The 13219-nt window shown below is 65.8% G+C and carries 14 protein-coding genes; 2 read left to right on the plus strand and 12 right to left on the minus strand.

The annotated features are described in order from the left end of the window. Positions 1–154: 154 nt before the first annotated feature. The 6 genes from AMYAL_RS0129875 to AMYAL_RS0129900 all read right to left on the minus strand — a co-directional run bounded on the left by AMYAL_RS0129875 (position 155) and on the right by AMYAL_RS0129900 (position 4190). On the minus strand, positions 155–679 hold the full coding sequence (locus AMYAL_RS0129875) for an SMI1/KNR4 family protein (protein WP_143267894.1): 525 nt from the start codon (positions 677–679) through the stop codon (positions 155–157). Positions 680–745: 66 nt separating this feature from the next. Then, positions 746–904, minus strand: a complete 159-nt coding sequence (locus AMYAL_RS49955; RefSeq protein ID WP_167336169.1) for a hypothetical protein — start codon at positions 902–904, stop codon at positions 746–748. A gap of 54 nt (positions 905–958) precedes the next feature. Further along, on the minus strand, positions 959–1483 hold the full coding sequence (locus AMYAL_RS46455; RefSeq protein WP_020634957.1) for a hypothetical protein: 525 nt from the start codon (positions 1481–1483) through the stop codon (positions 959–961). A gap of 70 nt (positions 1484–1553) precedes the next feature. Further along, positions 1554–2702 carry a NucA/NucB deoxyribonuclease domain-containing protein gene (locus AMYAL_RS0129890; protein ID WP_020634958.1) on the minus strand — a complete coding sequence of 383 codons (1149 nt, stop codon included), beginning with the start codon at positions 2700–2702 and terminating at the stop codon, positions 1554–1556. Then, positions 2699–3598 carry a hypothetical protein gene (locus tag AMYAL_RS0129895; protein WP_020634959.1) on the minus strand — a complete coding sequence of 300 codons (900 nt, stop codon included), beginning with the start codon at positions 3596–3598 and terminating at the stop codon, positions 2699–2701. Before AMYAL_RS0129895 ends, AMYAL_RS0129890 begins: the two co-directional genes overlap by 4 nt. Positions 3599–3842: 244 nt before the next feature. Then, entirely contained in the window at positions 3843–4190 is a 348-nt protein-coding gene (locus AMYAL_RS0129900) for a hypothetical protein (protein WP_020634960.1), read from the minus strand. A gap of 97 nt (positions 4191–4287) precedes the next feature. Here AMYAL_RS0129900 and AMYAL_RS47880 point away from each other — a divergent pair, with 97 nt between their 5' ends. Further along, complete coding sequence (locus AMYAL_RS47880) at positions 4288–6471, plus strand: hypothetical protein (protein WP_051137567.1); 2184 nt, start codon at positions 4288–4290, stop codon at positions 6469–6471. 911 nt (positions 6472–7382) lie between these two features. Here the strand turns inward: AMYAL_RS47880 and AMYAL_RS0129910 are convergent. Both AMYAL_RS0129910 and AMYAL_RS49960 read right to left on the minus strand, forming a co-directional pair. Beyond that, positions 7383–8060 carry a DUF4386 domain-containing protein gene (locus AMYAL_RS0129910; protein ID WP_020634962.1) on the minus strand — a complete coding sequence of 226 codons (678 nt, stop codon included), beginning with the start codon at positions 8058–8060 and terminating at the stop codon, positions 7383–7385. A gap of 276 nt (positions 8061–8336) precedes the next feature. Continuing rightward, positions 8337–8495, minus strand: a complete 159-nt coding sequence (locus AMYAL_RS49960; RefSeq protein WP_167336170.1) for a hypothetical protein — start codon at positions 8493–8495, stop codon at positions 8337–8339. Between the two features lie 995 nt (positions 8496–9490). On the opposite strand from AMYAL_RS49960, the gene AMYAL_RS0129925 reads away from it, so the two are divergent. Further along, complete coding sequence (locus AMYAL_RS0129925) at positions 9491–10048, plus strand: SMI1/KNR4 family protein (protein WP_020634965.1); 558 nt, start codon at positions 9491–9493, stop codon at positions 10046–10048. Positions 10049–10451: 403 nt separating this feature from the next. Here AMYAL_RS0129925 and AMYAL_RS0129935 read toward each other — a convergent pair whose 3' ends face one another. The 4 genes from AMYAL_RS0129935 to AMYAL_RS0129945 all read right to left on the minus strand — a co-directional run bounded on the left by AMYAL_RS0129935 (position 10452) and on the right by AMYAL_RS0129945 (position 13200). Next, complete coding sequence (locus AMYAL_RS0129935) at positions 10452–11594, minus strand: AAA family ATPase (RefSeq protein ID WP_020634967.1); 1143 nt, start codon at positions 11592–11594, stop codon at positions 10452–10454. A 9-nt stretch (positions 11595–11603) separates the two neighbouring features. After that, the gene (locus AMYAL_RS49435; RefSeq protein WP_157358223.1) at positions 11604–11774 is read right to left on the minus strand and encodes a hypothetical protein; all 171 of its coding nucleotides are present in this window, start codon (positions 11772–11774) and stop codon (positions 11604–11606) included. A gap of 260 nt (positions 11775–12034) precedes the next feature. Continuing rightward, on the minus strand, positions 12035–12916 hold the full coding sequence (locus AMYAL_RS0129940) for an IS3 family transposase (protein WP_020629721.1): 882 nt from the start codon (positions 12914–12916) through the stop codon (positions 12035–12037). Next, the gene (locus tag AMYAL_RS0129945) at positions 12913–13200 is read right to left on the minus strand and encodes a transposase (protein ID WP_020629722.1); all 288 of its coding nucleotides are present in this window, start codon (positions 13198–13200) and stop codon (positions 12913–12915) included. The genes AMYAL_RS0129940 and AMYAL_RS0129945 overlap by 4 nt, the downstream gene beginning before the upstream one ends. Between the last annotated feature and the right edge of the window lie 19 nt (positions 13201–13219).

Here is a 13219-nt window from a genome sequence, read left to right on the forward strand (position 1 = left end):
CACGTTGCGCGGTGGGCGGTCAGGACGGCGCCGCGGGTGATCAGGTGCGTGGCGAGGAGAACGAGCTCGAGGACAACCGCCGTCCGGAGATTGGTAGCGACGGTTTCTGATGACTATGTGAGGTGCGTGGGACAAAGGGTTCCGTGTGCTGCTGTTACTTGAAAAATCTGACTTTGCTCAGTGGTGCGACGTAGTCACCCAGCACAGGTGTGTTCAAACGTCCTGAGAATAGTTCGGTCAGGAATGCGGCAAAACCGCCATCGAAGACCAGGTGGTCATCCTCCAAGTCGCCGACCACGATCTTCCAGTCATCAGCCGGACCGACTGTGAGCCAGTAAAGCTGCTCGGACGAAGTGCTGCTTCCCCAGCAGAGCAAACCACCAAGACTGGGGAACGCGCCGAACGCGTGATGGTGCGAAAACTCGTCGACCAATTCGCCCAGCTGCTCGGTGCGTTCCAGGCCATCCTTGAGGAGGTTCAGTCTTTCGTTTGAGCACGATGGATGATCGATCCGAATGAAATTGTCCGCAACGATGGCGGGGTAGAGTGAACAGAATTCCCTGTAGTCCTGCGGCAACGTGCTCCCGAGTGCCCGCTCGACCGCATCCCAGTCCACGGGGCCTGGCCCGATTTCGGGTGGGCCCAGCAAAGCTGCCAGTGCGACCATGGGACTGCTCATGACAAGGTCTCCATTCGGGGAACGTCGGATCCCGCGGCGGGACAGAGTCTCCGGTTGCGCAGGTGGTCAGGTCACGCTGGTGGGTGCGAGCAGCGCGTCGAGCTCGCGGTCGAGTTGTTCCTCCAGCTCGGTGATGCGCTGCAGAGCGGCGGGGTCGCAGGTTTCGGCGTGATGCTTTTTCGGCACGCCGCAGGCGCCGCAGACTTCGAGGTTGGTGTCGAACACGGTGGTCAGCCTAACGAGCGGCACCGACAGATACCGGCCTTGGCTGGCCGCTGTCTAGTCGTCGTCTTCGGTGTCGTCGATGTCGCCGGTGCGCCACATGGTGATCGTGTACTGCTCGGTCGGCGGTGTGGCGTTGCGCAGGGCTTCGAGGTCGTCGGGTGAGGTGTATTGGTGGAGTATTTCCTGGCGGCGGGTGGCGGCGGTGTCGCGGCCGTGGTGTTCGACGGTGGCGGCGTAGGTTCCGGGGACGAGGTGGATGGGGATGCCGCCGCCGGTGGGAGAGCCGAGCGCGAGTTGCCCGCTGGGACATTCCAGGCGTAGCTGAGGAACGCCGGGCGCCGGGTGTGGCTCGGTGTCTGAGATGGTGACGGTGACGCCGACGGGGAGAAGGTCCTGGGCGACGGTGATGACGAGGGTGTAGCCGTCCGAGGCGGCGACGTCCTGTGCGGCCTCGTTGAGGACGCCGGAGGCTCCTGGTCCGGCGTCGTTGTCCTGGTCGTTGAGGAAGATCAGCCGATAGTCAGGGATGAAGGTCAACCGGTACGTGGTGAGCGGGGCGGCCGGGTGGTCGTGGGACATGGCTGTGATTGTGGCGTGCGGCTGGTGGGGCGGCATCCTGTGGACGCCCGCCCCACCAGCTCGTTATGGATCAGGGCACGATGCCGACGGTGAACGCGTCGCGGTCAAGGACTCGGTTGGCGCCGTAGAACTTGCCGAGTTCGGTGCCGCCGTTGCCGTTGTCGGCGCGGGGGATGGGCCGTGCTGAGCCGTGCCAGTTTCCTGGTTGCCCGCCGGTGGATTCGCTGGCGCCTTCGTAGGTAGTTCTGAAGGGGTATTCGTCGCATTCCATGTCGCCTGCTGCGTAGCCGGGGCCCCAGACGTCGCGGCAGATGTCGACGGCACGGTCGTGATTCTGTCGCTTCTTGGTGTCGTCCATGAGGCGGTGGAGGGGGTCGGTGACGCTGGCGCCGGGGGCGTTTTTCCCGATCAGGGCGGGGAAGGTGCGTTCCGGGTGGTGCAGGGTGTCGTCGACGTGGCGGGCTTCCTGGTCGTAGCCGGCGCCGGTGAGGTGCAGGTCGAAGCGGGGGATGTGGTCGGTGAAGACGGTGCCCTTGAACTTGCCGGCGCCCAGGGCGCTGTTCGCGCTGTCGAACCGGACGTGGTTGACGGCGTGGGTGTCTTTGTAGAGGGGGCGGGTGTTGCCGTTGCGGTACTCGCCGGTGAACCCGATCGTCTCGGTGAAGTTGACGATCTTGTAGGGGTCGGCGCCGGTGGTGTCGGGCGAGGTGATGGTGATGGTGTCCATCGTGGATTTGGTGTACCAGCCGCGGATGGTGTCCGCACGCGACAGGGGACCACCACCGCAGGTGACCTCGGTGGATCGGCAGTCGAACCTGATGGTGAGGAAGGTCAGCTCGTCGGAGAGGTTGCTGCCCTGGTGGACGTTCTCGACGCTGGTGACGTAGTCGACCCGGCGGCTGCCGTCGTAGGCGAAGGCGAGGATCCACAGTTCGAAATCGAACTTGCCGTAGTAGTTGCCGTTGGTGTCGTAGAGGTACACGTTCTCGGTGGAGTGGTAGCACTGCTCGAAGCGGCTCCGGGCCCAACCCTGCACGCGGGCGGCCTCAGTGGAGTGGCGGCCGCATTCGGTGCGCAGGTCGTCGGCCTGTGCGGCGCTGACACCCAGCGTGCTCGCCGCCGCCGGGGCGGTGGCCAGCACCCCGCAGACCGCGAGGGTGGTCATGACCGTGGCGAGCGCGCGCCGCACCCGCCGCCGGGCGGTGGTGTGCCGGGTCATCGGTTACCCCCGAACTTGGCGTCGGCGAAGGCCTGGGCCCGCTGTTCCAGCTCGAGCGCCGACGGACCAGTGGTCACTGCCGCGGTGGAGGCCTGGGCTTGGGCGGGGGCCGATCCAGGCCGGACGATGGGTTTGGTGACGTCCCAGGACACCACGGCGGGGTAGCTGCCGCCGGTGGTCGTGACGCCTGTGGTGAAGCGGAAGCAGTAGTTCGGGTCCGCGCCGGGAGCACAGTTGCCCGCGGGTGCCCGGGTGGAGGTGTTGACCTGGGCGAAGCGCAGGAACTGCTTGTTGCCGTTGAGGTACATCACCCGGTTGCTGGTCGAGCTCAAGGCGACGAGGCCGGACATGTCGACCAGGGACCAGCCGGTGACCAGGTGATGCGAGGCCGGGCCGGGCTGGGTTCCGGTGGTGCCGACCAGCGCGAAGTCGTAGTAGATGTCCCACGTCGCGCAGTTGTCACACCGCGGGAGCGCCATGAACGTGTGCAGCCGGCCGTCGGGCTGCTGCATCCGCGCACCGATTTTGTTGTAGGAGTAGCCGGCGGTGTAATCGATCCAATACGGCTGAAAATCTGTCCCGGATCCGATGTAGTGCATGTTCAGCCCGAACGCGAACGATTTCGTCATCGCGTCGTCGGTGAACAGCTGGGTTTCGTTGTAGAAGTCCGCGTACCCGAACGGTGGCGGCGCACCGTACGACGGTGTCGGGTAGGTGAAGGTGACGAACATGCCGTACATGCGTTCGTCCTGGTCGCCGCACAGTTGCGCGACCGCGTCTCGCGGCTCCCGCTGGCAGATGCTCGGCCCCGCCGCACTCGCGGGCGCCGCAAGCGCGACCACCTGAGAGACGACGAGAAGGCAGAATGCGATGACGGAGAAAAGTCTTCGGCGCATGAATTCGTGAATCCCCTCAGAACAAGCACGGCGCAGAAAGGCGCTCGCGCAAGGAGACACGATAGAAGGACACACGATCGAGTCGCCAGGGCTTGATCAAAATTCCATCGCCTGGCGCACAGCCGCCCACGGCGCTGTCACACAGAGTGGAAGGCCACCGGCACATGATCACCGTTCCGGCGCATCCCGGCGTAGCACCCCCCCGGTGTTCCCGCCTCTCAGGTCCACTTCACGACCACAAGCGTCAGTGTCGATGCTGAAAAGTGCGGCGGTACACGAATACGGCGAAACCGGCACAGAGGACTGCGCCCCCGCCGAACAGCGCCCCGATGAGCGCCTGCCGATTGCGTACGTCTCGGCAGGCTTCGATCTGCCGATGGGCTTCCTCGGACACCAGCGCCTGTGTGCCCTGCCCAGGCTCCAGTCCGCCCCCGAGCACGGTCTGCATCTGCTCCGACCAGCCTGTCGCGCTGCCACAGACGACCTCCGGCCTGTCCGCGGATCTCTGGGTGGACACCTCGACCGACAACGCCCAGACAGCGACCACCGCGAGGACTGCCGCGGCGATCGCCAGCCAACGAGGCACACTCATGCGATCAAGTATCGCCGATCCCGCCCGACTTCCTTTCACGCCGCGTCGACACGGGGCCTATGCCACCGCGCCCGGCCTGCGGCAGGCAGAATGAGCCATGCGCGACCTCGTTGAGAGACCGGTGACGTTCGACTACGGCTACACCATGGCGTGCTCGGCCTGCCCGGCGATCACGCCGCTCACCAGCACCGACTACCACCACGAAATCAACCAGGCGCATATCGCATGTCACGGCTGCGGCGCCGACATCCACTTCGGGCGCGCCGTGATGGCCCTGCGCGACGCCGACGACCCGGCCCTCGACGACGACTACCTCGCCACCGTCGCCTGGTATCACACCAGCACGCATTCGGACTGGCCGTGGGGGAGCCGGACGATGCCGGCGGCGACGCTGGCGGTGCACCGGCGGCACATGCCGGAGGACGCGGTCGATCGTGCTCGTGTCCGCCACGAGAACCAAGCCCTTCATCTCGGCACGTATGAAGCGGCGATTGAGGCGATGCTGCGCCGGATGCATGACCAGGACGACGGGGGTGCCCAGTTCTTCCTCTACCGTGTCGCGCTGCGCGCCGCAGACTTGACCGCGGAACGGGGCTGGCGTGACGAGAACACCGACGACGCGGCGCGGATCAGCCAAGACGACCTCGGGGATGCCGACGTCGTCCGGTACCTCAACGTCTTCGAATCCCCTGGCTCGATCTCCCTGGCCGTCCGGCCGTCGGCGATCGCGACGATCCAGCGGATCGGCCTGCCCATCAGCACTCTTCCCGGGGATGTCGAACCCAGCCTGCTCGTGAAGGTCGGAGAGCTTCGTGCCGAGCATGATCGGTGGGAACCCGAGCGCGCTCAGCTGAAGCCAAGCCCGCTCGATCTGTTACGCCGCGAAGCGTCCGCCCGTCGTGAGGCCCTTCTCGGCCACAGGTCACGCGCGCGGCGCAGGGGACTGCCAGGACAGCTTCCCCGGCTGCTCGAAGAGCAGTATCTGTCGGGGGTGTCGGAGCCAGTGCGGGAACGGTTCACCGGCGCGGTAGGGGCCTGGCATTCCGCGCAGGAAGCGCAGGTGAGCGACACCGACTACGTCACGCGTTACGCGCGCATGGCCGCGTTACTCACGCAGCACCGGCAGGTCCGCCATCTCCTTGCGGACGCGGATCTGCTGTCGGCGGGGGCCTCACCAGCCGCGCTCGGCATGCTCCTACGTCGCGGCCGGGATGAGCCGAGATCGTTCCGGCGCTCGCTGTGGGCACTCCATCCGCCGCTGCGACGCCGCTTGGACGTCCTGGACCGCGGCGACATCGAGCGCCATACCCGGGCCGAGGAAGGGTTCGCCTTCGGCGCGCTGATCGGCGTTGTCCAGCCCACACTGTCATTTTTCCTCGAACCGCTGCTCCAGCCGATCGCCGATCTGCGTATGACCGTGCTCGTGGCGGTGCTCCTGCTGGGCTATGCCTGGGGCACGACGGTGTGGCGCGCGCATACCGCCGACGACGCCCAGCCGGTGTTCGACCGTGTCGTGAGCGTGCTGGGCTTGCCGGCGGGGGTGGTGCTGGGGCTCGCGTTCTCCCTGACGGGTACCGGAAGTGAGCCGTTCGAGGCGGTGACTCTCTGGCACTGGGCGTTGGGCGGTGCCGCGCTCATCGGGGCGGCGTCCCTGTGCGGCGGGATCGCCGCACTGTGGCACCGGCACCGGCCCGGCACGTCACCATGGTGGGTCGGTCTGGTCGCGGTCCTGGTGTTCACCGGTGCGATCGAACTGATCGACTCCCTAGGCGCGGCGGTCAAGCTCGGCGGGGTGGTGGAAATCTGGCTGGGAATGACGGCCGAGCCATGGTGGGCACTGCTCGCCGGCGAGATCGTCATCGCGGTAGTGGCATGGTTGCTCGCTACTGGGGCCAGGCTTCGGATGCTGTGCCTCGCCGTGGTCATCTCCTTGCCGGTTGCCGTGTCCCGGCTGATCTTCTCGGCGCCCATACTCCGGGAGAACGCGCTCGATCACCTGCTGCTCGACGGTGTGGTGGCGTCGGTGGCGGGACTGGTGGCGTTCCTCATCTGTGTCGTGGCCGGCGGCAGGGCAGGTGTCGCGGCGGGTGTCGCGTGCGCGTGGCCTGCAGCGCTGCTGACAGCGTTGGTGCTGACCTTGAAGTTCAACCATCCCATGGATCTCGCCTGGCTCTCGGTGAGACAGGTGGCGGCGAACCTCGCCCCCGCACTGCTGCTCCTGACCGCGCTCACCGCGATCGTGCCAGCACGAGGCGGTACGGAGAGAACCGTCCAGCGATGAGTTGGAAGAGGTGGGGCTGGCGTTCCTCCACGCCAACGGGCTGTTGCCCTAGGTTCTCGCAGCGAGCTCCTGCACCGCTAAGCCCTAAACTGGGTCTTCGCACAGTGTGATGTAAGACTGCCTTCGAGTGGCTCTTACCCCGGCAGGGTTCTTGATGTACATCCACGGATCCGCTGGTGCCTCCGCGATTACATCATCCCCGTGACGCTAGTGGTCGCATCGGAGGGGCTGGCGCTAAGCCCTTGGTCAGCTATGTAACAAACACCGACGGACCGACTACTTCAGCAGAGTTCCTATCGCTGTTAAAAGAGGCCGGGCGACCCCGCTGTACGAGGCCACCCTCACCGACAGCGAGCGAGTACTGGGCCCCGACCACCCCGCCACCAGGACCATCCGCTTAAACCTCGATAGGGTGCGATCGACCTAACCGACACCATGCGATGTTCCGCAAGCGGCCGGTCGTGGTGCCGAACGTCCGATCTTCGGCAATAGCGGACGTTCGTCGAGGTGCGCGGTCAGAGAACGCGACTGATGCGAGGCCATGCGGTCTGCGAGCCGTCCCGCGCTGACCGCATGGCGTGAATCTGACGACGCTGCTCAATTCGTGGGCTGTCAGCGACTTGGCCACCTTGAACGTCCAGCGCCTGGCCCTGAAAATCGTCAGCCGGCAAGTCAGGTGGAGGCCGCTGTCAGGCTCACGCGCCTCGTTCCCCAGGGTCTATCCCGTGATCTTGGAACAGCCCCTCTCCAAACGCGGAGCAGGTGAGGTGCACTTGCAGTACAGTCGAGCGCTGCCGCTCGGGGTATGTGTCTGTACGTCGTGCGCTGACGGTGTGAGCAACCCCGACGTTGATCCGACGCGTTGCCGCTGCGGCGGCTATGTCCGGCGGCGGGGATAGTGATGCCGAGGGTCAGGTGACACCCGCCGTCCCTGTTGTCAGGGGTGAAGGGTTGAATCCTTTGACGATCAGCCAGACGCCGAGGGAGAATTCCCACAGGGCGATCGGGAGTGCGGCGAGCGCGGACCAGGCGGAGCTCATTTCTTTGAGGCCGAGCATGGTCAAGGTTGTGGACACGATGAGCAGGGGAGCTCCGGCGAAGCCCAGCAGGGGCAGCGCCCGTGGCACCAGGCGTGACTTGTACAGCAGGTAGCCCAGCAGCACGGCGTTCAAGGCGGGGATGAGGCTTTGCCCGAGGAGGAAGGCTTGGTCGTGGAGGGCGACCAGTGCCTGTCCGGTGACCACTCCGTCCGCTCCGGTTCCGGTCCGCCGCAAGGTCACGACCGCGAGGAGGGCGGCTACGCCGACGCCGTTGGACGCGGCTTCGAGGACTCGCGCGCTGACGAACCCGAGCGCGACTCCTTCGTGCTGCCGTTTCACCACGGGGTACAGTGCGACGGCCGTGCCGATCCCGGCGATGGCCACGATCGATTCCAGCAGCCCGCCGACGAAGACGGCGGTGTCCGGCCCGGAGCCGAGGATGTAGTTCCGGTCCCGGACCGGGCCGTAGAGCGCGAGAATCGGGATCGAGACGAAGGTGATCAAGTAGAACGTGCCCGCGACGACCGCGGTCTTCCTGAGTGAGTCCATGTGAACCTCCCGGTGAAGCTGCCGTGGTGCGGCACCGTCCGGGGGCTCGAGACGTGAGCACACGGGGGTGTGCTCGGTCGTCTGAGACTACGCCCCGCACAGAAGGCAGTGTGACCCCTGTTTTTCGCCTCTTCGCGGCTGTGGTGAATGTCGGTACCAGACGGTGTCGCCGGGGGATACAGGGCTATCGTCAAAACCGCGAAGGTATCGCCTGATGGGAGAAAGCCTCCTGGGCTGAGGTATCGCCGATGGGGGCGCATCCTGCCCCGACAGGGGTCACGCCAGGGTGGCGGGTTTGAGCAGTGCGTCAAGTTCGCGGTCGAGGTGCCCCTCCAGTTGCGATACTCGCTCAAGAGCGGTGGGATCGCAGGTTTCTCTGTGGTGTTGTTTTGTCACACCACAGGCGCCGCAGACTTCGAGGTTGGTGTCGAACACGGCGGCGAGCCTACAGAGCGGTACCGACAGAAAATCCGCCTCGACTCGCCGCTGCCTAGTCTTCGTCTTCGGTGTCGTCGATGTCGCCGGTGCGCCACAGGGTGATCGTGTACTGCTCGGTCACCCTGTGGCGTCGACAAGGGCTTCGAAGTCGTCGGATGAGGTGCGCTGGTGGCGTATTGCCTGGCGGAGTGTGGCGGCGGCGTCGCGGCCGTGGTGCTCGACGGTGGCGGCGTAGGTTCCGGGGCCGAGGTAGAGGGGGATGCCGCCGCCGGTGGGGAGCCGAGCGCGAGTTGTGCGCTGGGGCATTCCAGGTGTAGCTGGGCAGCGTGGGGTGGGTAAGCCGGGCGATGTAGTGGCTGATGGAGTCGACGCGTTCCAGACTCGCCAGCGGCTCGTTCAGCGGGACGCTCTGTAGCGTGCGCGTCGTCTCAGCGAGCGCCTTGATGGCTGACGACGGGGGAGCCGGGCAGCAGCGTCATGCCGAGTGCGGCCTGGCTGGGATCATCGTCGAGCCAGAGCGGTGTCGGTGTACTGCCCAGGCCGTCAGCGTGGGTGAGTCCGCGCCACTCCCGCTTGACGCGCTGCCGGTCGGTTTCTTGTAGAGCTTGATACAGGTCGGCGTGGTCGCTGTGGTCCAGGCGAAGATGTCTTTGTTGCGGCCCCTCGAGCGCCCGTCGCCCGTGTTCCTCGAGCGTGACGGCCAGGTTGTCGATGCCGGTCGTACGGCGGTGCGCAGGGCGCGGAGCAGGCTCGTGGAGCGGAGGTCATGGTGGCTCGAGTCTGCTGGGTGGTGTCGAACCAGCGGCGGGTGTCTGCAGTACCCCAGCCCGACAGCCGCCATGCCACAGTGGGTGTTCATCGACGCGGTAGGGTCCAACGGCTTCACCTGCTCCGCCGACATCCAGAACGTCCCGCAAGGAAACGCGACCAAGGTCCGATGCTGAAGCAGCCGAAACCCGGCCCTGATATCCGCAACCTCGTCTGGAGGGGCGATGACTGACGAGCACCCCACCTCGCTCGTCGAGGACATCGCCCGCCTCGTCGGCTGGCATGACACGGCCAGGCCGAAAAAGCCCTGGTCCGACGTCGAACGCGAGCTGGGGACACGACTCCCGTCAGATTACAAAGCGCTGCTGACCCGGCTGCCCGGCGGCGTGTTCCGTAACATCAACATCCACAGCCCTGCCGCCAGCGAGCAGGCATGGAACGACTTCAAGAACAATCTCGATCAGGAACTGCAGATCCTCGGAGACGAGGATCTCGAATATCTCGCAAAGGTGAACTATCGGGTCTTTCCCGAACCTGGAGGGCTGCTGCCCTGGGGAAGCGACGGCCAAGGCGGAACCTTCTGCTGGATCACCGAACCAGCCGATCCGGACACCTGGCGGATCACCTACTACAGCCAAGGCTCGGACGAGTGGCGCGAACATCCCGGCCCCGTCACGCGACTCCTCTACGAGATCCTCACGAACACAGGCGAAGACAACATCCTCGGGTGGGACTTCACCGAACTCCCAGTGGAGTTCATCCCGTCGTCTACACACCACTAGACACCGCCAGGGATCGTGACTGCCCAGGCGCGCCGCGTTCAACCTGATCAACTGCCGCAGACATCGTGGCCACCTAGCCGGTCATGCCGGAGGGGCAGGAGCGCAACCGGTCCCGCGAGTCGCGGTGCTACTGCGGGCCTGTGTGTTCCGTCGGCGATTCGAGGCCGAGCTGCGAAGCTGCTTCAGGAACTCGCGGGTGTCGTCATCATGCACACGGTGTCCGCGGATGCGCCACGGCAGCCCGGCGAGGGTGAGGCGCGACAACTTGCTCTCAGCGGTGGGGTAGATGGCCAGGTTCGGTGCCCCATGCCTGTGGTGTGGCGAGGGGCCGGTTGACTTCGGTGGCGATGATGGTGGGTTCGGGCCTGGGTGTCGTCCACCTTTTGGAACCGCAGGTCGCGGGCTAGGTGTTCCTGCGCGGGGGATCGAGGACACTGCCCGACGATCCCGGATGGCCGCCGATGATGTTCTTCTCCCAGAGTTCGCCGAGTGAGTAGTCGGCGAGCCAGGGGCGCAGGGCAGCCGTGTTTGGCCGGGCGAAGGCCGTGCCGCCGTCGCGGAGTTCGGTGACGATGACGTCCTCGGCGGTGAACTGGTTCAGCAGCGTCACCGACTGCGTCGCGATCAGTACCTCACTTCGCGTCGACGCCGCGGTCAGCATGTCGGCGAGCAGTCCGATGGCCACTGGGTGAAGACCCAGTTCTGGTTCGTCGATAGCGATAAGTGCCGGAAGTTCGGGCTGGAGCAACAACGTTGCCAGGCCTGCGAACCGTAAGGTTCCGTCGGACATCTGATGTCCTGTGTAGACGGTGTCCGTGTTCTGGTCTCGCCACCGGAGCTGGATCCGGCCGGTGGTGTCGGGCTGGAGGACGAAGTCGCTGACGAACGGCGCTATCAGCCGGATCGCGCCGATGATCCGTCGATACGCGGCCGTGTCCGCCGGCTGGGTGCTGTCACGCAGTCTCAACAGGACCGCGGCGAGGTTCCCGGCGTCCGGTCGCAAGGTTTGGTTGTCGGCGGTGGATGTCACGTTCCTGGCCGGTGTGTCGGTGCTGCTGTCGTGGAAGTGGTAGACGCGGCAGCCGCGAAGCAGGTCCCCGACACGTGAGCACGCTGCGACGAGGTCGGGATCGTCAACGGGGGAGGAGAGGCGGCTTTCCCGGTGTCCTTGCCCGAGTGATTTCGTCCACGGCTGTTTGCCAGGGCGGTGGCACGAGATCGCCTCGTTCTCGAAGGTCATGTCCTCGTTCGGGGTCGCCGTGAGGCTCACCTGGTAGGTGAAGGGCGGCGACGTCAAGGTCATAGTGAGGCGCTGTCGCTCGGCGCTGTTGTTGATCAGCGATGAGGCGCCGCCGTTGAGTCCGACGAACAGGTTCAACGAGCCGTCGCCGACACTGCCCAGCAGCGCGATGGCCTGGAGGAGGTTGCTCTTCCCGGCGCCGTTCGCGCCGATGAGCACGTTCATCGCGCCGAGGTCGGCGCGCGCCGAACGGATCGAGGTGAAGTCCTCGATCTCGACCGAGGCCAGTCGCTGCTGCTCAACCACGGCTCAACTCTACGGCCCCGGCTCGCCCTGACCTTCCACCGATCCGGGATAGAGCCAAGCGCAGTCCTCGGGGATGCAGCGGGCCCACTCGTCCTCAGGGCGCATTCCCGGTGGCGGGAACTGGCCCACAGGCCAGTTCCACTTCCAACCGCGGGCCATCAGCGCCCGGTGCAACACCATGATCGGAAACTGTTCGAAGTACTCCGACACCACGAGCCACGAGGCGGCCTGGGGCGCTGCGGCCGGACGTGCGCGGTCGTTGCGCCGACGTCGACGACTTCTGCCCATGGTCACCCCATCCTGTCCCGACCAGTTCCGTGTTCACCATGACCTCTGTGGATTCCGCGGTTGTGCCAGGGAACCTGGCCTTGCCGGGCGTGACACGAACGGGCGATCCTCACCCCTACTGGAGTTGCCCCCGGTTGCCGGACACGGGGTTTTCACGCGGCTTGTTGCTGATGGTAGCTGGTTCGGGTTTCGTGGGGTGTTCGGTGGTTGAGTGTCGAATGTAGACGGTTGTGGTTGTAGTAGTGGAGGTAGCGGTATAGGTCGTGTCGTGCCTGGTCGCGGGTGCGCCAGATGGTGGTGCCGATCTCGGTTTTGAGGGTGGCGAAGAACGCTTCGGCGACGGCGTTGTCGTAGCAGGATCCGGTCCGTCCGATCGACGGCCTGATCCGGTGCTCGGTGAGCGCGGCCCGGAATTGGCCGGAGGTGTACTGGACGCCGCGGTCGGAGTGGAACACCGCGCCGGGGCCGATCAGGCCGCGTGCGCCGGCGAGGGTGATCGCGTCACAGACCAGATCGGCGCGCAGGTGATCGCCCATCGCGTGCCCGACGACCTCACGGTTGTGCAGATCGATCACCGTGGCCAGGTAAAGCCAGCCCTGGAACGTGGGCAGGTAGGTGATGTCCCCGACAAACCTCTGCCCCGGCTCCCGCGCGGTGAAATCGCGGCGGATCACATCCGCCACCGCCGTCACCGCAGCGGCGGCGGGTCTGGTCAGGCTCCGGCGTTTGCGGCGGGTGATCCCGGTCAGGCCCTGCTCCCGCATCAACCGCTCGACTCGCTTGTGGTTCACCACGTGTCCGCGGCGGCGCAGTTCCGCGGTGATGCGGGGCTGCCCATAGGCGCCTCGGTGCTGCGCGTGGATCGAGGCGATCACCGCTATCAGTTCCCGCTCCTGTTCCGCGGCGGCCTCCCGGACGGCTTCGGCGGCGGCCCATTCGTGGAAGCCCTGCCGGCGCAGACCCAAAACCTGGCACAGCCGCTTCACGCCGAACTCGGCGCGATGCTCGGAGATGAACCGGTAGCGGTAGATCATCGATCCATCTCTTTGGCAAAATAGGCGGCTGCTTTGCGCAGGATCTCCTTCTCTTTCTGCAGTTCAGCGACCTGTTTCCGCAGTCGTTGGACCTCGTCGGTGACTGCGGGATCCTCCGCCGGCCCGGCTTCAGCGGCTTGCTTGGCGGCATTCACCCACGACCGCAGGGTCTCGTGATTGACCCCCAGCTCACGAGCGATCTGACGCAACGGCCTGTCACTCGTGTTGACCAGCTCGATCGCGTCACGACGGAACTGCTCCGGATACTTCGACCTGCGAGACACCAGGACATCCTCCCTCCAG

It is taken from the genome of Amycolatopsis alba DSM 44262 (genome assembly GCF_000384215.1).
GTDB lineage: Bacteria > Actinomycetota > Actinomycetes > Mycobacteriales > Pseudonocardiaceae > Amycolatopsis > Amycolatopsis alba.

What these genes read in the sequence shown, in the direction of transcription:
- AMYAL_RS0129875 (WP_143267894.1), bottom strand. Translation starts at nt 679, where the DNA reads ATGAGCAGTCCCATGGTCGCACTGGCAGCTTTGCTGGGCCCACCCGAA.
- AMYAL_RS46455 (WP_020634957.1), bottom strand. Translation starts at nt 1,483, where the DNA reads ATGTCCCACGACCACCCGGCCGCCCCGCTCACCACGTACCGGTTGACC.
- AMYAL_RS0129890 (WP_020634958.1), bottom strand. Translation starts at nt 2,702, where the DNA reads ATGACCCGGCACACCACCGCCCGGCGGCGGGTGCGGCGCGCGCTCGCC.
- AMYAL_RS0129895 (WP_020634959.1), bottom strand. Translation starts at nt 3,598, where the DNA reads ATGCGCCGAAGACTTTTCTCCGTCATCGCATTCTGCCTTCTCGTCGTC.
- AMYAL_RS0129900 (WP_020634960.1), bottom strand. Translation starts at nt 4,190, where the DNA reads ATGAGTGTGCCTCGTTGGCTGGCGATCGCCGCGGCAGTCCTCGCGGTG.
- AMYAL_RS47880 (WP_051137567.1), top strand. Translation starts at nt 4,288, where the DNA reads ATGCGCGACCTCGTTGAGAGACCGGTGACGTTCGACTACGGCTACACC.
- AMYAL_RS0129910 (WP_020634962.1), bottom strand. Translation starts at nt 8,060, where the DNA reads ATGGACTCACTCAGGAAGACCGCGGTCGTCGCGGGCACGTTCTACTTG.
- AMYAL_RS0129925 (WP_020634965.1), top strand. Translation starts at nt 9,491, where the DNA reads ATGACTGACGAGCACCCCACCTCGCTCGTCGAGGACATCGCCCGCCTC.
- AMYAL_RS49435 (WP_157358223.1), bottom strand. Translation starts at nt 11,774, where the DNA reads ATGGTGTTGCACCGGGCGCTGATGGCCCGCGGTTGGAAGTGGAACTGG.
- AMYAL_RS0129940 (WP_020629721.1), bottom strand. Translation starts at nt 12,916, where the DNA reads ATGATCTACCGCTACCGGTTCATCTCCGAGCATCGCGCCGAGTTCGGC.